The organism is Sphingomonas sandaracina (assembly GCF_036663695.1).
Classification (GTDB): domain Bacteria; phylum Pseudomonadota; class Alphaproteobacteria; order Sphingomonadales; family Sphingomonadaceae; genus Sphingomonas.
The window spans coordinates 289580-313968 of the sequence record NZ_JAXOJK010000004.1 but is presented as its reverse complement, the minus strand read 5'-3'; the positions used below and the strand labels follow the sequence as shown (position 1 = coordinate 313968).

The 24389-nt window shown below is 60.1% G+C and carries 24 protein-coding genes; 19 read left to right on the top strand and 5 right to left on the bottom strand.

Annotated features, from left to right (window positions below; translation table 11 throughout):
* The first annotated feature begins 3 nt into the window (after positions 1 to 3).
* The 8 genes from U1707_RS14295 to U1707_RS19045 all read left to right on the top strand — a co-directional run bounded on the left by U1707_RS14295 (position 4) and on the right by U1707_RS19045 (position 3556).
* Entirely contained in the window at positions 4 to 546 is a 543-nt protein-coding gene (locus U1707_RS14295) for a hypothetical protein (protein WP_332800739.1), read from the top strand.
* Positions 546 to 893 (top strand): phage head closure protein, encoded by a 348-nt coding sequence (locus U1707_RS14290; RefSeq protein ID WP_332800738.1) that lies wholly within the window; start codon positions 546 to 548, stop codon positions 891 to 893. Before U1707_RS14295 ends, U1707_RS14290 begins: the two co-directional genes overlap by 1 nt.
* Complete coding sequence (locus tag U1707_RS14285) at positions 894 to 1445, top strand: HK97 gp10 family phage protein (RefSeq protein WP_332800737.1); 552 nt, start codon at positions 894 to 896, stop codon at positions 1443 to 1445.
* Positions 1442 to 1849 carry a hypothetical protein gene (locus tag U1707_RS14280; RefSeq protein ID WP_332800736.1) on the top strand — a complete coding sequence of 136 codons (408 nt, stop codon included), beginning with the start codon at positions 1442 to 1444 and terminating at the stop codon, positions 1847 to 1849. The genes U1707_RS14285 and U1707_RS14280 overlap by 4 nt, the downstream gene beginning before the upstream one ends.
* A gap of 12 nt (positions 1850 to 1861) precedes the next feature.
* Complete coding sequence (locus tag U1707_RS14275; RefSeq protein ID WP_332800735.1) at positions 1862 to 2074, top strand: hypothetical protein; 213 nt, start codon at positions 1862 to 1864, stop codon at positions 2072 to 2074.
* Between the two features lie 68 nt (positions 2075 to 2142).
* Entirely contained in the window at positions 2143 to 2595 is a 453-nt protein-coding gene (locus U1707_RS14270; protein WP_332800734.1) for a hypothetical protein, read from the top strand.
* A gap of 110 nt (positions 2596 to 2705) precedes the next feature.
* Positions 2706 to 3125: a hypothetical protein gene (locus U1707_RS14265; RefSeq protein ID WP_332800733.1), complete on the top strand. Its 420-nt coding sequence runs from the start codon at positions 2706 to 2708 to the stop codon at positions 3123 to 3125.
* Positions 3126 to 3262: 137 nt separating this feature from the next.
* Complete coding sequence (locus tag U1707_RS19045; RefSeq protein WP_443025703.1) at positions 3263 to 3556, top strand: phage tail assembly chaperone; 294 nt, start codon at positions 3263 to 3265, stop codon at positions 3554 to 3556.
* On the opposite strand, the gene U1707_RS19040 is transcribed toward U1707_RS19045, so the two are convergent.
* Complete coding sequence (locus tag U1707_RS19040) at positions 3553 to 3672, bottom strand: zinc ribbon domain-containing protein (protein WP_443025711.1); 120 nt, start codon at positions 3670 to 3672, stop codon at positions 3553 to 3555. The two genes, U1707_RS19045 and U1707_RS19040, sit on opposite strands and share 4 nt — an antisense overlap.
* A 206-nt stretch (positions 3673 to 3878) precedes the next feature.
* On the opposite strand from U1707_RS19040, the gene U1707_RS14260 reads away from it, so the two are divergent.
* A complete protein-coding gene (locus U1707_RS14260) occupies positions 3879 to 8738 on the top strand; it encodes a hypothetical protein (RefSeq protein WP_332800732.1) in 4860 nt (1619 codons plus the stop codon).
* A gap of 310 nt (positions 8739 to 9048) precedes the next feature.
* Here the strand turns inward: U1707_RS14260 and U1707_RS14255 are convergent, their stop codons facing one another.
* Positions 9049 to 9183: a hypothetical protein gene (locus tag U1707_RS14255; RefSeq protein ID WP_332800731.1), complete on the bottom strand. Its 135-nt coding sequence runs from the start codon at positions 9181 to 9183 to the stop codon at positions 9049 to 9051.
* Positions 9184 to 9193: 10 nt separating this feature from the next.
* Between U1707_RS14255 and U1707_RS14250 the strand changes: the two genes are divergently transcribed.
* From U1707_RS14250 to U1707_RS14225, 6 genes are all read left to right on the top strand, one after another.
* A complete protein-coding gene (locus tag U1707_RS14250) occupies positions 9194 to 13825 on the top strand; it encodes a hypothetical protein (RefSeq protein ID WP_332800730.1) in 4632 nt (1543 codons plus the stop codon).
* A complete protein-coding gene (locus tag U1707_RS14245; RefSeq protein ID WP_332800729.1) occupies positions 13822 to 14337 on the top strand; it encodes a hypothetical protein in 516 nt (171 codons plus the stop codon). Before U1707_RS14250 ends, U1707_RS14245 begins: the two co-directional genes overlap by 4 nt.
* A 103-nt stretch (positions 14338 to 14440) precedes the next feature.
* Positions 14441 to 14770 (top strand): hypothetical protein, encoded by a 330-nt coding sequence (locus U1707_RS14240; protein WP_332800728.1) that lies wholly within the window; start codon positions 14441 to 14443, stop codon positions 14768 to 14770.
* Positions 14767 to 15135: a hypothetical protein gene (locus U1707_RS14235; protein ID WP_332800727.1), complete on the top strand. Its 369-nt coding sequence runs from the start codon at positions 14767 to 14769 to the stop codon at positions 15133 to 15135. Before U1707_RS14240 ends, U1707_RS14235 begins: the two co-directional genes overlap by 4 nt.
* Before the next feature lie 59 nt (positions 15136 to 15194).
* Positions 15195 to 15695 (top strand): lysozyme family protein, encoded by a 501-nt coding sequence (locus U1707_RS14230; RefSeq protein WP_332800726.1) that lies wholly within the window; start codon positions 15195 to 15197, stop codon positions 15693 to 15695.
* Positions 15696 to 15817: 122 nt separating this feature from the next.
* Positions 15818 to 17434, top strand: a complete 1617-nt coding sequence (locus U1707_RS14225) for a hypothetical protein (protein WP_332800725.1) — start codon at positions 15818 to 15820, stop codon at positions 17432 to 17434.
* 60 nt (positions 17435 to 17494) lie between these two features.
* On the opposite strand, the gene U1707_RS14220 is transcribed toward U1707_RS14225, so the two are convergent.
* From U1707_RS14220 to U1707_RS14210, 3 genes are all read right to left on the bottom strand, one after another.
* Complete coding sequence (locus U1707_RS14220) at positions 17495 to 17866, bottom strand: hypothetical protein (protein ID WP_332800724.1); 372 nt, start codon at positions 17864 to 17866, stop codon at positions 17495 to 17497.
* A gap of 146 nt (positions 17867 to 18012) precedes the next feature.
* Positions 18013 to 18405, bottom strand: coding sequence for a type II toxin-antitoxin system HicB family antitoxin (locus U1707_RS14215; RefSeq protein WP_332800723.1), 393 nt, complete (start codon positions 18403 to 18405; stop codon positions 18013 to 18015).
* Positions 18406 to 18441: 36 nt separating this feature from the next.
* Positions 18442 to 18627: a type II toxin-antitoxin system HicA family toxin gene (locus U1707_RS14210; protein WP_332800722.1), complete on the bottom strand. Its 186-nt coding sequence runs from the start codon at positions 18625 to 18627 to the stop codon at positions 18442 to 18444.
* A 247-nt stretch (positions 18628 to 18874) separates the two neighbouring features.
* Here U1707_RS14210 and U1707_RS14205 point away from each other — a divergent pair, with 247 nt between their 5' ends.
* The 4 genes from U1707_RS14205 (at position 18875) to U1707_RS14190 (ending at position 24370) form a co-directional block, all read left to right on the top strand.
* Positions 18875 to 19708, top strand: a complete 834-nt coding sequence (locus U1707_RS14205) for a hypothetical protein (RefSeq protein WP_332800721.1) — start codon at positions 18875 to 18877, stop codon at positions 19706 to 19708.
* 1155 nt (positions 19709 to 20863) lie between these two features.
* Complete coding sequence (locus U1707_RS14200) at positions 20864 to 21511, top strand: hypothetical protein (RefSeq protein ID WP_332800720.1); 648 nt, start codon at positions 20864 to 20866, stop codon at positions 21509 to 21511.
* A 196-nt stretch (positions 21512 to 21707) separates the two neighbouring features.
* Positions 21708 to 23423, top strand: a complete 1716-nt coding sequence (drt3b, locus tag U1707_RS14195; RefSeq protein ID WP_332800846.1) for an antiviral reverse transcriptase Drt3b — start codon at positions 21708 to 21710, stop codon at positions 23421 to 23423.
* A gap of 368 nt (positions 23424 to 23791) precedes the next feature.
* A complete protein-coding gene (locus tag U1707_RS14190; protein WP_332800719.1) occupies positions 23792 to 24370 on the top strand; it encodes a recombinase family protein in 579 nt (192 codons plus the stop codon).
* Positions 24371 to 24389 lie beyond the last annotated feature (19 nt).

The window sequence follows — 24389 nt, the reverse complement described above, 5'->3', positions numbered from 1 at the left end:
GCGGTGGTCACGATCAAGCCTGCCGCCCCTCTCAATGGGCCGGCGCTTCTCCCGGACGCGCTGGTCGACCAGTACGTCAAGCCGGGTGCCGATCAGATGCTGTTGCTCGCTGCGTTCCGGCTAACGGCATTGGGCTGGGTGGAGGGCCACACAGCCCACTCGCTTATGCGGCGTCGATGGGTAGCGACCTTCGACGGGTTCGAGGACGTCATGCGGCTGCCCCGCGATCCCGTGCGCAGCGTCGTATCGCTGGCCTATTTCGATCAGGCCGACGCTCTCACTAGCGGCGATGGCCTGTGGCGTGTCGTAGGCACGCAGCTGTTGCCCGCGGTCGGGGCGACATGGCCGGTAACGGCTGATCGCGGCAGCGCGGTGCAGGTGACGTTTGAGGCGGGATACGACGACGTCGCGACGGAAGCCCCTGCCCTTCAGATTGCGGCTCTGCTGCTGATGAAGCACTTGTTCGACGGCGGGTCGATCGATGACGTGCCCGCCACCGTAACGCTACTGCTCGACGCGCAGTATCGCACACCGGTGATCGGCTGATGAAGCTCGATGCACGCAAGCTGGATCGCCGAGTATTGATCCAGCGTCCAGTTCCTGACGATTCGTTTGATGGTGCCGGTTCTGGACAATGGGTCGATGTCGCTACGGTCTGGGCGAACGTAGAGGATGCGTTACCAAGCCGCGGCGAGCGATTGGCGGACGGCATCAACGTCGCCTCTCGCCCCTCGCGCGTCCGCATGCGGTATCGTTCCGATGTCACGTCCAGCATGCGTTTCGTCGTTGCGAACCGGATCATGCAGATCGTCGCCGGACCTGCCGAACTAGGCCGTCGTGATGGGCTTGAGTTCATGGTCGAGGAGTACAGTCCCGCCGGTAACGGCGCTTAGATGCCCGTCCTAAAGGGACGTGAAGCCGAGCAGCGGCGTCGCGAGCAGGTGCCGGAAAAGATCAGGAAGATCCTGCGCGGCGCCGCCCGTGCCGGCGCTAACGTGATCGCAACGGACGCCAAGGAGCGGGTCGCATCTGATGCCGTCCGCGAGGGAGTCGTGGTTGGCCGGACCAAGGAGCAGGACGACAGGATCACGGTCCGGATCACGGTCAAGGAAGGTTGGCCGCGTGCTCTGGGCACTTGGCTGGAATACGGCACAAGCGCCCATTTCATCAGCGTCGATCCCAACTTTGCTGAGGGCCGTACCGCTGCCCGCATCAACCGGCTCGATGAAAGCGCTGCGAAGAACGGGCAGTCGGGTCCGGGGAGCACGCTCGTCATCAACGGTAAGCCGGTCGGCACGACCGTTTATCACCCCGGCGCACGCGAACAGCCTTGGTTGCGGCCGGCGCGGGACATCAAGGGTCGCGACGCCATCGCGGCTGCCCAGGACCACATCAATGCTCGCGTGCGTCGCTCCGGGCCAGTCACAGACGGGAATGACGAATGAGCGGAGGCGAGATGCTCGGCAAGTTGCTCCGCGACAACGCCGCGCTGACTAAGGAAGTTGTGCCATCCGCGATCAAGGGCAGCCGTCTAGCCGATGATGAAGCGCTGCCTGTTCTGCTGGTCCGGTCGCTCAGCATCGTCGATCGGCAGTCGCTAGCGCTGGAAGCTATGGTTCGAACAACCGAGCGGATCTCGGTCACGGTGCGGGCCGCCAGTTACCGGGATCGCAAGACGATCATGGCGCTGCTGCGCTCCGCCGGTCGCGCTGGGCTTGTGATCGAAGCCATGGACGATGCGCGCAACATATCCGTGCTGACTGCTGGCGCAGGCCCCGAACTGAATGGCCCCGGCAACAGCTTCGAACGGAACCAAGATTTCTACGTCACTTACGACGCCCCCGCCTGAAGGAGAACGATCATGGCGAACAAGACCGACACTAAGAAGCCCTTCTACGCCACCCGCGATTTTAAGGATGCGGGCACCACCCGTTTCTTCGAGCGTGGCAACGAGATCATTGATGCGACCGATGGCGAGATCGTCAACTACGTCGCTGGCGGCCTTGCCTCGACGGAGAAGCCCGCATCGCCCGCTGAAGCCGAAAAGGCCGCGCTCGACGCGACCCTCGGTTAATCCTCTTTCCTGCCCGCGACAGGACTGACCCGCCGGCAATGCCGGCACGCTGATTGGAGAATACCATCATGAGTTCCACGACTGCGGCGGGTTCGAAACTCGCCATTTCCGCGGGCACCCCCGCCGCCCAGACCACCGCGGCCTTCAAGGCACTGACCTACACGACCGTCGGCGGGATCGAAACGATCGGCGGCTTTGGCGCGGCGACCGAGGTCGTCACGTTCACGCCGCTCGATGGTCCGGTCGAGAAGTATAAGGGTCCGACCAACTACGGTCAGCTGAGCCCGACCATGAAGGTCGATGACGCCGATGCCGGTCAGGCCCTCATCCAGACTTTCTCTGCGCCAAAGAACACCGACCAGTGCGCAGTCCGCGTCACCAAGCCGGACGGCTCCCTACGGTTCTTCCAGGCCCGCGTGTTCGGCTTCCCGGAGACAATCGGCGCTGCCAACTCGATCATCACGGCCGCGCCCGCGATCGAGATCAACACGGAGGTGTTCAAGGAACCCGCGCCGGCCTGATCCACAGTTCCGGCGCCCGCGACGCTGGCTTTCCTACGCACCAACCTGCTCTCGCTGTCGCGGGTGCGGGGTAGGTTGGTGCACCCATCATACCCGCGAGGTAATACACCATGGACATTCTCACGCAGGCAATCGCCGACACCGCACCGCTTCATCTCAAGGATGCAAGTGGCGTTCTCATGTATAGCGGCACCGGTCCTGATAGGCGGCCAGTTCGCGCCATTCTGCACAGCCCTGGCAGCGAGGCCTATGCGCAGATCGAAACCAAGCAAACGCAGCGCGTCCTAAAGCGGCTCGACGACAACGATGGCAAGCGGACCGCGATGACCGCGGAAGAGCGTCTCGCGCAGACGGCGGAAGACCTCGCCGATGCTACCGTCGAGTTCGAAAACCTGACCCTCGGCGACAAGACCGGCCGTGCCCTCTCCCTAGCGGTGTATGGCAACCGGAGCCTCGGGTTCATTGCCAACCAGGTGAGTAAGGCGCTGGCCGACTGGGGAAACTTCAAGGGCGCACCAGCCGCGCCCTAATCCTCTATGCGCAACGGCTGGCGTGGCTGAATGCCACGCCGCGCCCGCCGGCAGACTCCCCGCGCGCGAAGGGCTTTAATCCCGCAACCGCGCTATCACGGCTCGACACGCTGAAGCGGGATCGTGTCCCGACCCAGATGCCGCCACTGCCGTTGCCTCACCTGATAGAGCGCTGGACCGAGATCGGCATGGTCGGCTCGAACGGAATGTCAGCCACTCCCCTTAGTTGGACCGAGATTTCAGCGTGGCAGGCAAATACCTGCATCCGACTATCGCCCTGGGAGGCCCGTGTCATCCGGGCGCTTTCGCAGGCCTATGTCGGTCAGAGCAGGATCAGTGAAGAAGAAACCTGTCCGTCGCCATGGCGTGGGATGGTTACCGAAGCTGAGAAGGCAACTGAAGTCGCGATCCTTGATGCACTGTTGGGTTAGGGTCGTTCCCGACCCCAAATGTCGCGTTTCGGTGCCGGAGGAAGCTGCGAGCCACAGTGTTTGCACTTGGTAGCTTCTGTCCGCACCGTTTCGGCGCAGTACGGGCATCGTCGCATCAGACCTGACTGTAGTCCCGCTCGTGCCGCTTTGCTTTCGTCTCGTGAAAGCACGGCGATAATGATTAGTGCCAATGGGCCGAAGCCGAACCCCAACAGGGTCCAGAGAATAATCGATCGACCTTTGTTGGCGGCGATGACCGCGCACATCACGGCGAACGCGATCAGAAAAAGTATCAGTATTTCCACGCCGTCGCTCCCGCTGAGTGGCCACCGTAGCAAGCCGAAAGGAGGAACGCATCATGGAAGAAGACGACGGTATGCTTTCCGCGGGCTTCGCGATCGACACCCAAGGTGCCTTCAGCGAGCTCACGCGGTTCTACCAGTTCTTCGATGCTGGCACGATCAAGGTGCTGGACGAGATGCGCAAGGTCGAGGTCGCGACTGGCGGCATGATGAAACTGGGTGGCGCCACGCGGGAGGTTGCAGCGTTCAGCGCCGCGGCGAAAGGCGAGCTATCGTCCGTCAAGCAAACGGCGGAAACGGTCGCGTCGGGTGTCGGCGGCCTAGCTGCCGCTATCGGCGTAACCGGTGCTGCAGCCACGCGAGAGGCTCGTGCGCTTGCGCGTGAGAAGACGCTAACCGCTAATGCCGGTGAGGCATTGATCCGGACGCTTGAGCGTGAAGCCATGGCTCTGGGCAAAACCAAGGAAGAAATGCGCGCGGCCAAGATTGAGGCCATTGCACTCGCTGCGAACCAGCAAGGCAATACGGACGTCGCCGATCGTCTGCTCGCCGCTGCCCGCCAACGTAAATTCGCGGCAGACTCGGTTGCTGAAGCTGAAGAAGAGGCCGGCCGCAAGGTGGCCGCGTCGGCAGCGCAGCAGGAACAGGCTCTGCGGTCCGCGACGTTTGCGTATGACCAGTTCGAAGCGGCGGCGCGGCGCGGCACAGCGGCGATGCGTGAGCAGGACGCTGCTGCCGAAAAGGATGCGGCAACGCTCTCCCGCCTTCGTGCAATGATCGACCCGGCCGCAGCCGCGCAAGAGCGGCTGAACCGTGAATTGGCGGAAGCGCGCCGGGTGATGACCGCTGCGGGTGCCTCGGCCGAAGAACTGGCTCGCGCCGAAGGCATGCTCGCCGATCGCGCCGCGGTGACGACCCAGCGCCATGACGGGATGGCCGTGGCTGCACGGAAGAACAGCTTCGCGCTCCAGACAGTCGCGCTCCAGCTGCCCGATATCACCCAAGGCCTGCTCACCGGACAAAAGCCGATGACCGTCTTCATCCAACAGGGCTTCCAGATCGTCCAGGTGGGCATGATGGCCCAAGGTGGGTTGCGCGGTTTCGGTAAGGAGCTCGCAGGTCTCGCTCTTCGCTTCTCGCCGCTGTTGATCGGTCTCGCAGCCATCGGAGCAGGGTTCGCGCTCTTCAACCGGTGGGTCAACGAAGGCGTCAAGAATGAGCAGTTGACCGGCGGTCTAGGCAAGATCACCGGCGGCGCCAACGCTACTAAGGAAGAACTCTACAAGCTCAAGGACGCGACGATCACCTGGGCAGACACGTCCAGTGCGCTGTTCAGCGTCGTTGGCAAGGACATCGCTGCGTCGTTCGTTGGCGATATGAAGGCGATGGGCAAAGACGTCAAAGACGTCCTCGATGACATCACCTCTTACATGAGGATTAGCATGGCAGCGGCCTACGCAGGTGTTGCTGGCACGAAGGCGTATCTTGGGCAGGTTGAAAAGGGCGGCTTGCTCGGTATCGGCAAGATGCTGATCGGTCAGGGTGACCCGAAGCTGCTCGAAAAGACATTCGGCGCGCAATACGACATCGCGGACAAGTATCTGACGAAGCTGGGCGGTCGCGTGCAGACCGAAGCGATCAAGAACGCTCGGGAGCGCAACGCGAAGACGATCGGTTTCAACACTCCCCCCAAGCCCAAAACCGATCAGCACGCTGCATCGCTGGCACGTGAGGCAGAGGCGACCGAAGCGCAGATCCGCAACCTCTACAAGTTGGCGGACGCCTATGGTGTCTCCGGTGCCGCGGCGCTGATCGCCGAAGCGCGCGTAAAAGCGGAAAGCGCAGCGATCCGGAAGCGTGCTGACATCGAAGAGTATGTCGCGCGCCAGATTCGCCTCGCCATTGCCGAACGCGTGAAGACGGCTGCGCAGGGGGCCGCGGCCATGCGGGACGAGGCCATGCTTCAGGAGCAGGTCAACGCTGAGGTTGCGGCTGGCATCATCCCGGCTCAGCAAGCAGCCGACCTGATGCGCGACCGTATGGCCGACCTGCCACTCCTAGCAGCGCTGGAAGCCGCGCAGACGCTCAAGGGCAAGGAAGGCGCCTTCGCAGTCGGGGAGGCTACCAAGGCCCTGGACGGCCAGCGTGCCGCGCGCGAACGACTGACGGACGCACAGCGCAAGGCCCAGCTTCAGACTGCACAGGCGACCAGCAACGATCAGCTTGCATTGCTGCGCGAAGAATTGGGCCTGATCGGTGCCACTGACGCTGCGCGTACCCGCGCGTTGGCTACCAAGCAGGCCGAACAGGAAGCGGGCCGCAGCAACTGGACCGGCCCCGATGCTGCTGCCTGGGTCAAAACGCAGGCCGACATCGCCGATGGGCAGTTTCAGTTGAAGCTGCAAACCGACGCGCTGAACGATAGCCTGACCTATCAGGGCGATCTGCTCGATGTGATCGCTAACAACGTTTCGAACGCTGCGCGCGGAATGGCTGACGCCTTTGGCGAGGTCGGCCGCGCGCTTGGCGACACGGTCTCGTTATACGCATCATTCGCGGCGCAGCAGGAAAGGCTTGGTGCGGCGCACGAACAGACGCTGATCAAGCTGAAACAAAACACGAATGCCGAGCAACGTGACGCGTCCATCAAGCGCGAGAACGGTCTATTCGCTACCAAGAACGCGACCGCGCAGATCGGCCTATATGGCGACATGACCTCCGCTGCGAAGGGGTTCTTCAAGGAGGGGTCGAGCGGCTACAAGGCGCTCGCCACGGCAGAGAAGGTGTTCCGTGCTGTCGAGTTCGCCATGTCGGTGCGCTCGATCGCGCAAGATGCCATTGAGACGATCACCTCGATCACGAACAGCGGCGCGCGCGCGGCGGCTGCTGGCGCCGAAGGTGTCGCCAGCCAGTCGAAGCTCCCCTTCCCTGCCAACATCGCAGCCATGGCCGCCACGGCAGCCGCGTTGATCGGCGCGGGCGTGGCGGTTGCTGGCGGCTTCAGTGGCGGCAAGAACACCTTGCCGAAGGCGAACGAGGGCATGGGCACTGTCCTGGGCGACTCCGAAGCCAAGTCGGAAAGCATCAAGCGCGCGATCGACGATCTGAAGAACGTCGACACGCTCATGCTGACGTCATCGCGCGAGATGGCGGGCCTGCTGCGGTCGATCGACAGCCAGATTGGCGGCGTCGCGTCGCTGATCGTGCGCGCGGGCGACGTGAATGCGTCGGGCGGCGTAGGCGAAGGCTTCAAGACAAATGCGGTCGGGTCCGTGCTGAAGGCCATCGTCCCCGTGTTCGGCGGTGCGCTCGCGTCGCTGTTCGGCACCAAGACGAAGGTCGTCGGGAGTGGCCTGTCGGCCGGTCCGCAGTCGCTCGACTCCATCCTCAACGGTGGCTTCGACGCATCGTACTATTCGGACGTCGAGAAGAAGAAAAAGCTCTTCGGCATCACGACCAGCAAGAAGTATTCCACCCAATATTCGGGCGCGGATGCCGGGCTCGAGAACCAGTTCACGCTGATCCTGAAAAACTTCAACAGCGCCATTGCTGCGGCAGCCGGACCGCTCGGCGAGTCGACCACAGAGATCCAGCGCCGATTGAGCGGCTTCATCGTCGATATCGGCAAGATCGACCTTCAGGGCCTCACCGGCGAGGAGATTCAGGAGAAGCTGTCCGCTGTATTCGGTGCCGCGGCCGACAAGATGGCGCTCGCGGCCTTCCCCGGCTTCGAGCGGTTCCAGAAGGTCGGTGAAGGCGCGTTCGAGACCCTCGTGCGCGTCGCCTCGACGGTCGAGGCGGTAAGCGCCTCGCTCGACCTGCTGGGCGGCTCTGCACGGGGCCTGGGGCTCGATGCCAAGCTTGGACTGGCTGACCAGTTCGACAGCGTCAGCGACTTCAGCAGCGCGGCGGACGCCTATTTCCAGACCTTCTACTCGAAGGAAGAGCAGGCGGCGGCGAAGACGGCTCATTTCGCCGAGGTGTTCGACAGCCTCGGGATGGCGATGCCCGCCACCCTCGCCGGCTTCCGCCAGCTGGTCGAAGCACAGAACCTGACCACCGCGGCCGGACAATCGACCTACGCCACGCTGCTGCAACTCGCGCCCGCCTTCGCCGATCTGAAGACGGCGATGGATGGCGCGAAGAGCGCGGCCGACATTCTCGCCGAGCGGCAGGACCTGGAACGCAAGATGCTCGAACTCAACGGCGACACGGCAGCGATCCGGGCGCTGGACCTCGCGAAGATCGACGTCAGCAATCGCGCGCTTCAGCAACAGGTCTGGGCGATTCAGGATGCGCAGGCAGCGGCCGACGCGGCGAAGCAACTGAGTAATGCGTGGTCGAGCGTTGGCGACAGCCTCGATGCCGAGATCAAGCGTATCCGAGGAATCTCGGACGGCTCGGGCGGCACGAGCTTTGCTATGGCAATGAGCGAGTTCAATGCGGCCACAACCAAGGCGCGCAGCGGTGATCAGGATGCCGCCAAGTTGCTGCCTGGTCTCAGTCAGGCGCTTCTGAAAGTCGCGGGTGACAACGCCACCAGCCGGCAAGAACTTGATCGGGTTCAGACGCAGACGGCAGCAAGCCTTGAACAGACCAGTGCGGTGATTGCCGCGATTGCCAAGGGCAACCCGCTCGCCAGTGGCGGGACCGTCGCTGCAGCGGCAGTGTCGGCGAAGGCGACGGTTCCGGCCCCGACGGCTGCGAACGACGCCAGTGATCCGGTCGCGCAGCTGCGAGCGGAGATCGCCCAACTGCGTGCGGACAACAATGCGGGTCACGCCGCGACGGCAGGAAACACAGCACGCATGGCGAAGAAGCTAGACGACGTCACGTCGCAGAGCGGTGGTGATGCCATCTCTACAGTGGTGGCGGCATGAGGGTAGTTCTCGACAACGGCACATCGGTTGAACTCGGCGAGACCGAGGCGACCCCGACGATCGGCATCACGGACTTCAGCCGACGGGTGACCGACGACTATGGCGTGACGACGGTCGTCGAGCGCGGCTTTTCGCGTCGTCTGTCCGTAAAACTGGCCTTGCCGTTCGACAGCGTCAGCGCGGTCCAGCAACGGCTTGCGGACCTGCGGGCGACGTCGGCGCTGTGGGTGGCGAACGATCGCCTTGCGTGGCTGTCGGTTCGGGGCTTCTACAAGGACTTCGATCTCGACCATGCGGTTCCGCCGCTTAGCTATTGCACGCTGACGATCGAAGGCTTGGCGGAGACGAGCACCGCGGCGGACGACGGAAGCGATCCCGCGCCGATCGGCGCGACGTCGACGCTGCGGCTGGTCACGCCGGTCGACATCGACGACGCAACGTTCATAAACAGCAGCGTGCCCGAGAACGACTACCCGGAGTGGTCGATGGGCACGAATTATGCGGTCGGCGCTCGGGTCATCCAGGCCAGCACGCACCGGGTCTATGAGAGCACCGCTAGCCCGAACCTCGGCAACGATCCGGCGGGCGCGTCCGGGAAGTGGCTTGATGTCGGGGCGACGAACCGATGGGCGATGTTCGATCAAGCTCTTGGTTCGGCTACAACTGCTGCCAATACCATCCTTGCCAAGGTGAACGTGGCGAGCGTGAATGCTGTAGCGCTGCTCGATGTAATGGGTGCCACAGTGCGCGTAGAGGCGCCTGGATACGACCGCACCACCGATGTCACTGCCGGCGCCATCACGTTCCTCGACCTGCCGAACACTACTGGCCGCGTGATAGTCACGATCACCGGCCCTGATCAGGTATCGGTCGGCACGTTGCTCGTAGGCCGGCTACTGGATCTCGGCATCACCGAGGCTTCGCCGACGGCGGGCATCACCGACTATAGCCGCAAGGTGGTCGATGAGTTTGGTGATGTAACGGTTGTCGAACGGGCATGGTCGAAGCGGATGGCAGCCAAGGCGCTGATCCGCACCGATGCTATCGATGTCGTCGCCAACCGCATTGCCGCGGTCCGCGCGCGCCCGTCGTTGTGGATCGGTCAGCGCGGTATCGACAGCCTGACCATCTACGGGTTCTTCAAGGATTTCTCGATCGAGGTCGGCTTGCACGTCAGCAAGTTGTCGCTGTCTATCGAGGGGCTGAGCAAGGCGGTGCCTCTTGCTCCGATCGTGCCGGGTGACGCGGTCGCATGGCCTGACGTCACCGATCCGCTCGGGACCAAGCCGGCGGACAACGCCGACGTCACGGCTGATGCCTACAAGGCAGCCGCAGGGAAATCGATCAAGCAGACGATAGACATGCTTGACGCAATCGTGGCGGGTAACGGTCCGGACCAGGAGGCAGCGCAGGCAGCGCGTGATGCGGCGATCGCCGCGCGCGACGTTGCCAATGTTGCGGCGGAGAACGCGGAAACCGCCCGCGACGATTCACAGGCGGCGCGGGACGCTGCATCCCTCGCGCGCGATGCCGCGCTAGGTGCCTCTACCCAAGCTCAAACGGCGCGGGACCAGGCCGGGGCCGCGGGTGCCGCTGCAGCGGACGCCAGTACGCAGGCCAAGCAGTCTGCCGCGATCGCTGCCCAGCGCGTCAGCGATGCAACGGGCTTTGCGCAAACCGCATCCGGACAGGCGACGATCGCCACCCAGAAGGCAGATGCCGCTGGTAAGTCGGCCAGCACAGCATCGGCACAGGCCACGATCGCGACCACGCAGGCGGGAGACGCCAGCGCGTCAGCAGCGAGCGCCGCAACGAGCAGCAGCGATGCTTTGGGCTCGGCACAGAGTGCTACGACACAGGCTGGAGTGGCGGCGACGAGCGCGAAGGCTTCGGCTTTCAACGCCAACTTGCCGCTGACGTTCGCGCAGAAGGGCGCGCTCTACAGCAGCACTTCGACGTGGGGAACGACTACGCCGCTTCCCGATAGCGCGTTCGCGTCGGCGGCAACGGGCTGGGTCTATCGCAAGACGGGCAACTACTACCTGACGCTCAACCGCGCTGCTCCGTTGAAGGGGCGTCTGTATCGTCTTCAGACCCGCCTTCGCGTGCTTGACGCCAATGCCACATATTCGCTTGATTATGAGTGGAGCAACACGGGCACTAACGCCCTTGGGGGGTCGTACAGTGGGTTCACGACGATCACTCCAGCAATGGGGTGGATTACGCGTGACGATGTTGTTGATGCTACCGGCAGTTCGTTCGTTTATATCAATCCGCAGCTTCGCGGAACTGTAGCCACGGGCGGTACTCTGGAAGTCGACTACTTCCGCCTTCTGGATTTGACCGAAGTTAGCAAGGCCGAGGCCGCAGCAACGGCGTCGGCAAATAGCGCGTCGTCGGCTCAGACGTCGCAGACGGCTTCGGGTACGAGCGCCAGCGCGGCCAAGACCAGCGAGACGAATGCGGCCACTTCGGCGGGCAGCGCCAACACGTATGCGAACAACGCGTCTGCGTCGGCAACGACCGCACAGGGCTCGGCTAACACAGCGACCACGCAGGCTGGTGTCTCGACGCAGGCTAAGACCGACGCACAGACGGCCGCTACGTCGGCTTCTGGTTCGGCTTCGACCGCATCGAGCAAGGCCGACGCCGCGGGCGTGAGCGCCTCGGCAGCACAAGCCTCAGCAACGGCAGCGGGGACCAGTGCGGGGTCGGCCAACACGTCGGCCTCACAAGCTAGCACGTCCGCTCAGAATGCTGCTGGGTCCGCTAGCAGCGCCGTCACTCAGGCAGGGGTCGCGGCGACCTCCGCCAAGACGGCGCTCGACACAGCGATCTCGACGATCCCTTCAGCACTGCGTGACCGGAATATGTTCCGCGTAGCTTGGGCTGGTCTAGATACTCGTCCGCCTGATCTGGACAGCCGCTGGGCCTTCGATGGTGAGCAGCTAACGATCAGCACTAATGGCTCTAACGCCGCTGCCTATGACACATCGCACGCTGGTTCAATACAGCTTGTCGCTGGTCACAAGCATCGTCTGACGGCCATCTGGCGGGTGCCAAATGCGGGTGGCAAAACCAGCGTAGGCGGAACGCTGTTCTTCATCGGCATGGATGCCAACGGTGTTTCGAAAGTTACGCCGGGGCTGCCTATCGCGATCGCCAGCGGAGAACCGGGTTGGGGCACCAATACCGGTTACGAGACGATCGCGATCGATGTCGATAACAGCAGCCTCATGGCGAGCGGTGCGACTCGCCTTCGGGGTCTGATCCGTCTCGTTGCTAACGACGGCAACCCGATTTATCAGGTCAAGACGCTGGCGTTGGATGACATCACGTCAGAGTCCGCAGCCGCGCAGAGTGCGGCGGCAGCATCGACATCTGCGCAGTCGGCAGCGACCAAGGCTGACGCTGCGGGCGTGAGTGCCTCGTCAGCACAGACGAGTGCAACGAATGCCAGCACGTCGGCCGGTAGCGCGCAGGGCTATGCCGGACAGGCGTCGACGTCAGCCAGCGCGGCGAGCACCAGCGCATCGAGTGCCAGCGGCTCGGCGAATACCGCGTCGCAAAACGCTGGTCTCGCCACCCAGGCAAAATCGGACGCGGCCGGGTTCGCCACCGCATCTGCCGGCAGCGCGTCGGCCGCGTCGTCGAAGGCGAACGAAGCCGGGCAGAGCGCAACGGCAGCGAGCCAAGCCAAACTGGATGCCCAGGCGGCGCGCGATACCTCGGTATCTAGCGCCGGGCTCTCCCAGCAGCAGGCGGCACTCGCCACCGACAAGGCCGCGGCCGCGTTGGCGAGTGCGGAGATATCCGCCCGACGTGCAAGCGAAGCCGGCCTCGCCCTCGCCAGCATCAACGACGCGAGCGGAGCATTTGCCACTCAACTGAGCTCAACCTCTCAGCGCGTCACGACGCTGTCGGCGCAAATCCTCGATCGAAAGGGCAATCTGCTTCCGAACGGATCGGGCGAGGGAGGGATCAACAACGGCAAACCCGGATCGTGGCGCGCTGGCGGCGGGGTCTGGGTCTTCACTACTTCGCCGGTTTGGGGTCCTGAACTGGTCGTCTACAACACGACTGCGCCGGTCATCTCGGTCGACAGCCCGATAATCCCATGCAGCGCGGGAGCGTGGTATACCGCCAGCGCAGATCTCCTGATTTTCTCGGATGCGCCGAATCCGTATTGCTACGTCGACATCGCATTTGTCCGGGCGAACGGACAAATCATCTATGGCGGCGGCCGGGTGAGCCAAGGTCAGCGCGACTTCGGGTCGCCAGGCTTTCGAGATGCCACCTGGGCCAAATTGCAAGCGCCTGCTGACGCCGTGAGCATGTTCTTGCGAGGTGTATTCGCCCGGGATGACGGGGGGACGCACCGGGTGCTGGGCATTCGCGAGGCAAAGATCGAGTATGGGCAGGGCCCGTATTCACCGTATTCGCAAGAAGCTACGCAACAAATTAGCGGCGCGCAGCTGACGACGACGCAAGCCGCGGTCGCCGACGTTCAAGGACGCGCTGCGACCTATTGGCGAACTACCGCTGTCGCCGGCAACAATCGCGCGCAGGTTACAATCTACGCAGATGCTAATGGCGGCGCGGGCGTCGATTTTGTTGGCGACGTGTCGATCAGCGGCAACTTGCTCGTCGGTGGGTCGGTCGGCACCGGTGCAATCATGCCTGACGCATTTACCGGCGCGGTATCTGCGACGTTCGGCGATCAATACATCCAGACAAGCGGCGCGTCCGGTACGAGTACGACGTACGACACGGGCGTGCTGAACATCTTCTCGGCAGGCGGCCGCTTGCGGACCGACGTCTATGTGGACGCCTTCGCCGCTGCCGGCGGGCCCGGCAGGCAACTCTATGTCCAGCTGTACCGCCGGTTCAACGGCTACGATCAGCCCATTAGCCGCCTCGTCGGGATAACGACCCTCAACGGGCCGTGCGTGTTGTGGGCGCAGGAATCTCCCGGCGGTGGACTGGTTGGCTACTTCCTCCGCTTCACGCTGTCGATCAGCGGCCAAGGCACGGCCGCCTACACGCTCAGCCAACCCCAGATGCAGGTCATGGAGTTCAAACGGTGAATGAATATTGGATCGTCTACGACGTCGCCACTGGCGATGAACGCTGGCGCGGGTCGGGATCGATCGGCACGTCTCTCCATCAGCAGCTACCCGAGGGCTTCGCCCTCGTTCTCGTGCCAATGGCGGTCGTCGCCAATGCCGTGATCGATCTGGGCACTCTGCGTGCAGCTATGGCACAGCGCATCGATGTCGAAGCTGAGAGGGTTCGCATGAGCGTCCTCACCAGTGGGTCGGGGCAGGCGATGACCTATCAGCGCAAAGAGGCGGAGGCGCGGGCGTGGACGGATGACGCCACGACGCAGACGCCTTTCCTTTCCGCCGAGGCAGACGCGCGGGGCATGGCGATCGCCGACCTGGCAGCCGAGGTTATTCAGAACGCGGATGTGTGGACAACGATAGGCGCCGCGATCGAGGGCTTACGGATGGGCGCCAAGGCGGCCGTCGGCCGCGCGGTCAACCTTGGCGCGATCGTTGCCGCCAGCAAGGCCGACTGGTCTGTCTTAAACGCGTGAGCGCCCGTGGCATGGCCGGTGCCGCCATCATCTACAATCGGGCAGGCAATGCGGGTGCTGCCGGCTTCCTAAACGACCACGACCATTAATTCAGGAGGGGCAAGTGTCCGATATCATCCTCTACGTTTTCGGGGGCGTGGGCGCGTTGCTCTATGCCTTCCCGATGTTCCTTGCGGCGCGGAGGGCTAGCGATGCTGACGCGTTGCCCGTCTTCGTCCTGGCGCTCGCCGTCGGTGCCATCATCGCTGATCCGCTGGTCGCCGTTCTCGGCTCTCACTTCCCATGGATGGTGAAGCCGGATGGCCGCCCCCTCGCTTTCGCGATCGGTTTGCTGGTGAACCCGGTAGCCCAGCCGCTGGTCAAGACGATCGCCCCGCTGGTGGTCGACTATCTCTCCAACCTGTTCCGGGCACTCATCGGAGGTGTGAAATGACAATCTCGAACTCTCTCGTCGCTGGCGTGTGCTTGGTCCTCGCTGGCAACTGTGGACTGGTCCGCCACTTCCTGCTCGAACCGAAGGTGGCGAACTACCCTCAAGCGCCGCGCTGGCTCCTGACGGTGTTCTTTGGCTTCTCGACCGCGCTGATCTTCCTCGGTGCGCGCTTCCTACTCGCGTGGCATCTTGATGAACCGTCCCCGCCCGGCGCGACCGCAGCAGGCGCGTTCCTCGGCGTTGCACTGCTGATCTACAAGGGTGCGCTCCTCGCCAACGTGCTGCGCCAGCGTCTCCCGTCGGACGTCTGGACCCGCCTGAATCGCGTCACGAAGATGGCGCGGTGCGCGCCTCGCCGACGGTAAGATCGACTGACCCCAACCTGCAAGGATCTCTTGCAGGTTCACCCCATCGGAGAATGATAATGGCAGACAGCAAGCCGCCCCTCGCGGGCGCGGCATCGAAGACTCGCGTCACGACCGCAATCGAGGCGGCAGCGCTGGCGATCGTCGACAAGGATCTCGACACGGACGAGGGCGTAATTCCCTACGCCTATCCGGACAGTCTCGGTTTTCTGACGATCGGGCGCGGCATCCTGATCGACAAGCGGAAGGGCGGAAAGCTGCTCCCCGAAGAGATAGCGTTCATCAACCGCAACCGGCTGGGGATGCTGCTCGCGGGCGTAGTCGACGAGCCTTGGTACCCGGCCGTCGCGAACGACCCGGTTCGCCTGGCCGGCATCCTTAACATGCAGTTCCAGCTGGGCAGCGCCAGCGACGAGGCCTTCGTCAACTCGTTCCGCTTCATCGCCATGCGCGATTGGAAGTCGGCAGGATCGAACCTGCGCAAGTCCCTATGGGCGAAGCAGACGCCCGCCCGCGCCGCCCGCGTGATCGCCATGATAGAGACCGGTAAGCACGCCTGAGCTCAATCCAGGACGTCCATGCCGATCTGACGCTTTGCGACGTTCGTCGTGTCCTCGTCGTCGATGCTTGGCTCCGCTGACCAAAAGCACTCACCGCACTGTAATCCGTAAAGGAATATCAAATGATCAGCACCCCGGCACTTGTCGGCGCGCCGTCTGGCACAGCTCTAACCGTTTCGGCGAATATCGCTCGCGCAGCGACTGCCAGCATTGGCAGCAACAATTCTCGACCTGGGCCGACGAAGCCCGCCTACTACATTACCGATTGGGCCGACAGCCGGGGAGCGGCGGACTATCTGGATAGTGCCCAGCTTAACCGCGGTGCGCTCTCACCCTTGAATTGGGCAAACGACCAGTCCGGGGCGAACTATCTTATAGGGCAAAACTTCAGCGTTGCTGGGGATCGCACCGATCAGGGACTTGCCCGCGTTGCAGCCGTTGCCGCGGCGCCTATGGGTACGGTCCGAATTTACTTCGGCGTGAACAACTTCGCCCAGACCGGTGGCGCCTATACCTACATCCACGCCGTTTCGGGGGCGGTCATTGATTCGGGTCAGGTCGTCGCGCAGACGTTCGCGGACGTGAAGCAGGGGACCGAAGCGTTTCTGGCGGGCGGGGCGCAGGTGACGATCGAACTGGAGGTCGGCGCCAACAATTTTGACGCCACGCAGGCGCAGAACGTCCGGCTCTATAACGCTCTGATCGTCGCCTATGCCAACGCCACGCCGAACGTCTATTACCACGACATGCGCTCGATCGTGCTGGTCGACCCGGATGTGGCGTTGCCGCAGTTCAAGCCGAAGTACAGCGAAGACGGCGTGCACCTCAATGCGCGTGGTTCGTACCGACCCGGTAAGAGTCTCAAGACAAAGCTCGCTCAGATCATCCCTGCGCCATATTTCACGGTGCCGGCGCGCGATGCCGTCACTCTTCCGGCCGCGGGCCGGATGCAGCTGGCCAGCAATCCGATCTTCGCTGTTGGCAGCGGCGGTGTCGGGTCCACCGTTTCAGCGCCTGGAACGACCACTACCGCGGGCAGTGCGACGGTCGCGGTCACGCTGGCAGCGGGGCTACCGACCGGTGTGCCCGTCACCGGCGCAGGTATTCCGGCCAACACAACGATTGTATCGCGACCGGCAAACGGTGGGCCGGGCGACTATGTCCTGAGCAATGCTGCAACAGCATCCGCAACGATCACTATGGTCGGTACCACAGTTGCCGCGGGAAGCGTGGTGCCGGCGAACTGTACCGCGGTCACGTCAGGTGGCGCGACCGTAGCGGTCTCGGTCGTGGCGGACGCTACCGGCATCGGCAACAATGTCATTCTGACCCCGAATTTTCTGGCGACGAATGACGTCGTTCGCCTGGTCAGCGACATCGCGATCGGAAACTGGTCGCCGGGCGATATCGTCGAGGCATATGCCGAGATCGAGGTGATGGGGGCCATCAATCTCAAAGCTGTTCAGCTTGAGCTTTCGATCAGCGGCACGAATGCCAGCGGCGTTCAGGTCGGCCAGCCGACGCAAGACATGAACAACGGTTCGTCGACAGTTGGTCCGGATGAAGATTACATCCTGTTCGAGCGGACGCGCGTGATTCAGGTGTCGGCGGCGATGACTACGAAGGCGTTCATGTCAGTGGGACTTCGCGGGATCGCGGCGCAGGCCGCAGCGGCGGGAGCTACCTCGATCAGGATCAGGCGTCTCGTCGTCAACCGCTATACCGCGCTGCCGTACTGAGGTGTCCGGTGTACCGGCGTCTCTCACCAAGGCAGAGATGGCGCCGGTACGGGCAGACCATTAGTTCCGCGCCCGCGTTTTGTCAGCCATAGCTTTTGCCAACGCAGCGGAGAGATCCATGTCTTGCGACACGCCGACCTCTCGACAGATACCCGAAAACTGAGTGCCGGCCCACGTTGATCGGAAGCTTTCCTTGTGGGCCTGACCCCGTCCGATCAGCGTGCGCCATAACTCGTCGAACGGCTCGCGGTTCTTCGTGAGCGTGATCGAATACAGATAGGCCAGTGCCAAGCGCACGCCATGCTCTGGGGATTTCAGTGGCCCGCTGTACTGAAGCCTCCGGATCGCATCTTCGAGCACGACCAAAGCGATGAATGTCGTTCGGTTAGGTTTGGACACGGCGTCACGGCTCCGACTCGTCAGGGCAGCCACCTACAATGTTCTGAGTTTGTTCTCAAACACGTTAGCCGAAGGCCCGTCCAGCGGACGAGCCCCCGACCAGGGGGTGCGAGGATGGTGCAACCCCGTCGGGCCGCTCCACTTTTGTCAGCTCGATGACGACCAAATCTATTCTGGCCTTACGCCGCCGATTGAGCCGCGAGCGCAGCCCTTGCGGCGTCGGCGAGAAAGCGTGACCGATTGGCGGCGACCCTATCGATGCGAGCAAGCAGGCCTTCGTCCATCGAAACCTGCACGCGAACCGCCTTCCCGGGCCGATCGCCGCGCACGAGGATTCGTCCTACCTCGTCGGAGCCGTCCGTCGCAGAAATCATGTCGATGTTGCTAGGATCGGGCAGGCGGTCGCCAAACTCAGCACTGACCGACAGGTGCCCGTTGAGCGCTTCCTCGGCGCCGAGCGCCGCTTCCTGAACCGTGCGTCCTGCTGACACGCAGCCGGGCAGGTCGGGGAAATAGACACCGAAGCTGTCTACGCCTCGTTCGATGATTGCAGGATAATAGATGGTTGCCATGGCTTTTACTCGCTCTGTGGTAGAATGGAGGGGCGCCTAGAGCGGCACCCCTGTCTGCTTGCTGATACTCTTGATGGTCCCGATCGGTAGGTCAGCTTTTGGATGCGGGACCGTCGCCGTTCCGGGCTTGGTAGGATGCCGGAAGTGGCGGTGACTTCCGGTCTGGCGGACTTCGAACCATCCATCTGCCTCAATCCGCTTGATGACTTCCCGGCTTCGCATCGTCTTCTCCCTGTGTGTGTATTATCTACACAACTTTGATAGGGTAGGCAAGCGAAGATACATACTAAATACACAATTATAGCCGCGATGCGGTCACGCTCGGGCAACTGGCATTGAGTTAAAACGACTTAACGGCTCCACCGGCCAAAGCGTTGGATACAAAAGATCGCAGGAGCGAGGATTTTTTGGAAACGATCTGATACGTCACCCGTAACGGAATCTAACGGCATAGCTCGGAAGTGATGTGATGAATAAAAAAGCCTCATCGAGCGGCGACGCCCACTACGTTGATCTCAACAGCGTTGCGGACAAAATCGGAAGTCAAAAAAAGTACAAGAAATTGGTGGGCTGCATTGAGAATTACCATGCAGCATCCTCGGTTCTCATGGAGTTACGCAACGCTCGCGAATATCTTGATATCGGAATCGATTTGATGAGAGCTTGTACGCCGCAGCCGTTCACGGCGGCAGGGACTCAAGATCGCAACGCGGCGGCAATAGCCGGGTCAGTCGTCTCAAGAGCTATGCTCACCTATACCCGTAGCCTACATACGTCGAGCAGAGTGCGGAACCGGACCCCAATAAAGGACCGTTTACCTAACGAATTAAAGAAAGCTCATCAGAGGATTGTCGACATCCGAGATCATGCTGTCGGCCATCATGGCACAGCCAGTTGGGCAGTTCGCAAACCGTGGATAGACGAGAGAACCGTCCTGAAATTTGACGATCAGTTTCAGAGTCTTAGAATGGTCGTAACAACTACAAATTACATGGCGACGCAGGTTCAAGACTTAGACGACTTGATTAATGCAGCGATTCCTATCGCTAACCGATTACTAGACGAAAGAAACAAGGAGTTTTTCGAAGAGTTGGAGAACCATCCGGACGATCAGTTTTTAGGTAGAATCATCGCGGAAAGCCCTTTTAACGCCTACGTTTTTTATGATGGCCAGCAGGCGGCCGATGCGTTCTATTCCGAGACCGAAGGAAAGCTTCCCACCCTTTATGAGCCGGACCCCAATGCACTTGATATTGCCGTTCGTGACGCATGGGAGCGCCCCGATCTCAAAGGCAAGAGCTAGAACCACCAACCTACCTGGTCGCCCTCGATCGGCAGTGCATGGTATCGCGCTGGTATCGCAAACCACCCATACCGCCTCCCGTAAACCGCGTCATTGCTGGCCCCCTGCGCTCGTATTAGCGACAAAGGTACAGCATTGGAGCAATCGCACTGCAAAGCGCAGGGATCGTTTAGGGGGTGCGATGGCGCCGCGCGCGATGCCCCCGACGGTACAAGCCATTGATATCCCTTACACCGATATGCAGCCACATTCGGGCAACCAGCGTTGATAACAAAGGGTTTTACGGGTCCACGGCTGAAGCACGGGTTCGATTCCCGTAGGGGTCACCATTTGTGCGATTTCAAGCACTTAGCGGTGGGCGAGACAAGTTTGTCTCACAGTTTTATCTCACAACGACAACGACGCCAATTTCGGTGGGAAAGCCGACTGACTGCGACCACGATTCGTGCCGGAAGCGGGTTGGCTTCGGACCACCACCCGACTACGCTTACAAGGTAAGATTTGGGGGAGCGTCTATATGGGGTATTCGGTCTTTTCGACCGGTGGCCTCTCACAAGTTGTTAGGGCGGGCGATTCAAGACGGTTCAACATCGATCTTAAAAACGATCGCAATGACATTATTGCAGCGGCCTCCGCCAACGCGCTTGGCGGCGCAGTCCTTTTGGGAGAGTTCAACACCACAACCCTTCGTGGGAAACGATGCGTCTCATACAGCGACTATGACAAGGCGCTCGTCCTTCGATCCATCGCGCGCCACCTGAAAAGACGTCTTCGTGTCCAGATGCCGGACCGCAACAGAGCAGTCAGGGGCGTCATTACTTCCTTATTAGACTCTACGCCAATGTCGGTTGTAAGATGCGATATCAAGTCGTTTTACGAGTCCGTTTTTGTTCAAGACCTTAAGGAACGGCTACTGTACGATACAGCAAGCTCGTCACAGGTTAGAAAGTATTTTGAGAGCTACTTCGATGCTCATTGCCTTGGCAAAAGTCACGGATTGCCTCGGGGAGCGGGATTAAGTGCGGTATTAGCCGAGATTGCCATAATACCTTTTGACGATCACGTACGGTCTCTTCCCGGCGTCTATCGTTATTTTCGATATTCCGATGATATAATTGTCTTACGTTGGGCAATCCCAACACGGTGACGAGTTTGATGCGGGCTGCCCTGCCGAAAGGTATGCAATTTAACCGCGCAAAAACTGCTCCCTGCGATCTTACGGCCCCAAGTGTTGGCGAAAATGACCCCCCCCGCCCGTATAAAGCCTTCGACTATCTCGGATATCAGTTCAGCGTGGAGGACGAGAGCGGAAAAGGAAGGAGTCGGCGCGTTAAAATTTCGATAGCAGACTCAAAGATACGCCGCCTTAAAACAAGAATGCTTTTATCGTTTAAAAGCTATAAAATCGACCATGACAACGAGTTACTCATTGATAGAATAAGGTTCATCGCGAGCAACTACAAGGTCAAGAGGTCTGGACATACACATTCCAAGGGAAGTGCGCACATTAAATCTGGAATTTACTATAATTATGCCCTGTGTGGGAACTATAAGGTTGGAAAGAAGCTTGAGGCATCTCGTAGTTCACCTTCTCTTTCAGCACTAAAGTCGCTAGATGGAATGTTTCGAGGTCTTATGAAAGGCGGTAGCGCCTTTCGAGCCGATATCATGAATAATATGCCGCCCCCGCTTCGAGCGAAATTATCAAGCATCTCGTTCGCAAAGGGATGTGAGGACAAGATGCTCTTCCGGGTCACGCCACAGCGCGTATCGGTTATAAAGCGAGCATGGCGCAATGCTTGATAAAATTGAGCGACGCGCTGCGGCACGCGCACTGTTGACCGAGACGTTGCCTATGAAGTACCCGTCATATTTTCGAATGACAGATTATATTCTTCCCTTGTTTCTTCTGACACGTCACTAAGCCCTGCCGCAAATACTCTCGTTCGCCGTATACAACAAGCGGGAGCGCCCGTAACCAAACCTTAATAGCTATAGCATTGTTAAGGACGGACGCCGTTTTACTACACTTGGCATAATCCATCCCTCAACGCAAATTATCGCTTCTTACTTTTACGAAACCTTTTCGTCTTCCTTACTAGCCAGCTGCGCAAATGGGGAATTTTCGCTACGACGACCAATTAACCATACTCCGCTTTTTTCCGAAGCAGAATTAAACGGCGAAACAACTTTCAGACTCGGAATTCCGCATGTTGATCCTGTTGAAGGGGATTCTGATCTTTCCCACGTTGTTTCGTACTTTTCGTATGGGAAATATAATCTACTAGGCAAGTTCGTTGAGTCAGAGGAGTTCAAACGCTTAGAGAAGCGCTTTAGGTTTCTGAACATGAGCGACATATCGAGATGCTTTGCAAGCATCTACACTCATAGCGTCGCCTGGGCTGTCAAAGGCAAAGAATTTTCAAAGAAACATAAAGGTGCATTCTCATTCGAATCAAAATTCGATGAACTTATGCAATCGTCTAACTATGGTGAGACTAACGGAATAGTTATAGGCCCGGAGGTCTCTCGGATATTTGCAGGAGTTATACTACAGAACGTCGATAGTAAAGTTTCTGAACGCTTAAAGCCGCTATTTAACAATAAGGATTACGCCGTTCGACGCTATGTCGACGATTACTTTATATTTTCAAATTCGATTGATCTATCGGATAATATCTTATCTATTATTGGCGAAGAGCTTGAGGTTTATAAGCTTTTTCCCAATCTCGATAAGCTAAAGGCGTCAACCCGACCTTTCATATCCGGCATTTCACTTGCGAGGTCCGAGGTCGCAGAAGTAATTAATGACCTTTACTGTATTGCCGACGAAATATACGGTTTAACTGATGCAAGTATAATTTCGGGAAAGTCTCGGTCCTTAAAAGCCAAGGCCACCACATTACGGCAGGCCTGTGGGAAACACGGCGTGGAATTGCACGTCGTTAGCGGGTGGCTTCTAACAAATTTGAGAAACATACTTACCAAAATCGTTGCTTTGTCCCGGAACGCACCCGATGAGTTAAGCTCGTCCCTATACCTTTGCCTTGCTGCGATACTTGACTTGATATTCTACGTTTGCGCTGTCGATCTACGTGTTAGGACTACGTACGCGTTATGTCAGTGCCTTCATGTGGTGAACTCCCTCAAAAATGGAACGGCTGGCGATCTTGCCGACAGGGTCGACCACTTCGTATCGGAAGAAATGGGTATCCTAATAAGGAACGCGTTGGCACTTGGCCAAGATGCTGCAATGGGCGTCGAAATGGCAAACCTGTTAATAACCGGCCGTCATTATATTGGCTCCTCATTCCTAAAAACGGATGCTGCGGCGGAGGCGATTGATTTGATGGCTTACGCGCCGGGAATATCGTATTTCCGGTTCATAACAGTGAAGTTTTGTTGTCGGAATGACCCTTCCTTTACGTCTCACTTGGAAACGGTAAACCGAAAGGCTTCTGAATATTTAATTTCGGACAAAACGAAGATAACGGCGGAATCGCAGTCGTATTTAATATTTTGCGACTATCTAAGTTCACCAGACACGACGCTAAAGCAAAAGCGAGCGTTAATCAGAGAGACGATCGGCGGGAACCCACCGGACACTGTGCTGGAAGAGGTAGTCGGCGTCGTCGGCTTTGTCGATTGGGAGGGAACTGCCATCCAGCACACGTTGGAACGTAAAGCCTTGCGCCCCGTCTACACATGGTCGTAACGTTGGGTTGGGGTCACTCTCTTGCCGTAGCTATCGCCCTTCAATTTGAATGGGAATGATTACGCTTCCAAACGCTCCCCATGCATGGGGAGCAACGGTTAGCGGGTTGCCGTGGTCGCAATGACGTAGTCAAAGCATGCGGCAGCACACACAGAATGGTGTGAGTGATCCCACCCCCACGTTGGACGTGCCACACTGTTTGCGGCGGCGTTAGGGTCGCAGCAACGCGATCCCCAGGAAGCTTCGGCTACTTATGATCGAAAACGGTCGGTTTCGAGCCCCCGCTGGGGAACGTATCTAAAGTGCGCTTTACGTTTTTCGATACATCGGCTACTTACGATACACTGATTCGTTACAGGAGCCGTCTGATGCCGCGTACCTTTGCTTATTGCCGTGTCAGCACCGCCGACCAGACGACTGACAATCAGGTGCGCGAGATTGAAGGTGCGGGCTTCCACGTAGAACCCAAGCGTGTCGTAGCAGAAACTGTATCCGGGTCCGTTGCGGCTATGGAGCGTAAGGGCTTCGCTAAGCTGGTTGATCGGTTGGAAACCGGAGACGTCCTGATCGTCACCAAGCTTGATCGCTTAGGCCGCAACGCGATCGACCTTCGCAACACCGTAGATATGCTAGCAGCGCAGGGCATCCGGGTTCATTGTCTCGCGCTCGGGGGCGTTGACCTAACTAGCGCTGCCGGTCGTATGACGATGGGCGTCATCGCTGCTGTAGCGGAGTTTGAGCGCGATTTGCTGATCGAGCGGACACAGGCGGGTCTTAGCCGGGCAAAGGCTGCTGGTAAGGCTCTAGGGCGACCGCAGGCCCTTTCTAACGATCAACAGGAAGCGATACGGAGAGATCGCGCCGACGGGGTCTCGCTCGGTGTATTATCAAAGCAATACGCCGTATCGAGAGCGGCGATACAGCGCGTAGAAAAACGAGCTTTGTAAGTGCAGGGATATAAGTTCG

Bases quoted from the DNA above. Each gene is read 5' to 3' on its own strand.
- U1707_RS19040 (WP_443025711.1), bottom strand. From the start codon at position 3,672: ATGCGACGATGCCCGTACTGCGCCGAAACGGTGCGGACAGAAGCTACC.
- U1707_RS14280 (WP_332800736.1), top strand. From the start codon at position 1,442: ATGAGCGGAGGCGAGATGCTCGGCAAGTTGCTCCGCGACAACGCCGCG.
- U1707_RS14265 (WP_332800733.1), top strand. From the start codon at position 2,706: ATGGACATTCTCACGCAGGCAATCGCCGACACCGCACCGCTTCATCTC.
- U1707_RS14225 (WP_332800725.1), top strand. From the start codon at position 15,818: ATGATCAGCACCCCGGCACTTGTCGGCGCGCCGTCTGGCACAGCTCTA.
- U1707_RS14200 (WP_332800720.1), top strand. From the start codon at position 20,864: ATGCGGGCTGCCCTGCCGAAAGGTATGCAATTTAACCGCGCAAAAACT.
- U1707_RS19045 (WP_443025703.1), top strand. From the start codon at position 3,263: ATGCCGCCACTGCCGTTGCCTCACCTGATAGAGCGCTGGACCGAGATC.
- U1707_RS14215 (WP_332800723.1), bottom strand. From the start codon at position 18,405: ATGGCAACCATCTATTATCCTGCAATCATCGAACGAGGCGTAGACAGC.
- U1707_RS14290 (WP_332800738.1), top strand. From the start codon at position 546: ATGAAGCTCGATGCACGCAAGCTGGATCGCCGAGTATTGATCCAGCGT.
- U1707_RS14270 (WP_332800734.1), top strand. From the start codon at position 2,143: ATGAGTTCCACGACTGCGGCGGGTTCGAAACTCGCCATTTCCGCGGGC.
- U1707_RS14285 (WP_332800737.1), top strand. From the start codon at position 894: ATGCCCGTCCTAAAGGGACGTGAAGCCGAGCAGCGGCGTCGCGAGCAG.
- U1707_RS14235 (WP_332800727.1), top strand. From the start codon at position 14,767: ATGACAATCTCGAACTCTCTCGTCGCTGGCGTGTGCTTGGTCCTCGCT.
- U1707_RS14230 (WP_332800726.1), top strand. From the start codon at position 15,195: ATGGCAGACAGCAAGCCGCCCCTCGCGGGCGCGGCATCGAAGACTCGC.
- U1707_RS14190 (WP_332800719.1), top strand. From the start codon at position 23,792: ATGCCGCGTACCTTTGCTTATTGCCGTGTCAGCACCGCCGACCAGACG.
- U1707_RS14205 (WP_332800721.1), top strand. From the start codon at position 18,875: ATGAATAAAAAAGCCTCATCGAGCGGCGACGCCCACTACGTTGATCTC.
- U1707_RS14255 (WP_332800731.1), bottom strand. From the start codon at position 9,183: ATGAACGTTGCGTCGTCGATGTCGACCGGCGTGACCAGCCGCAGCGTC.
- U1707_RS14210 (WP_332800722.1), bottom strand. From the start codon at position 18,627: ATGCGAAGCCGGGAAGTCATCAAGCGGATTGAGGCAGATGGATGGTTC.
- U1707_RS14275 (WP_332800735.1), top strand. From the start codon at position 1,862: ATGGCGAACAAGACCGACACTAAGAAGCCCTTCTACGCCACCCGCGAT.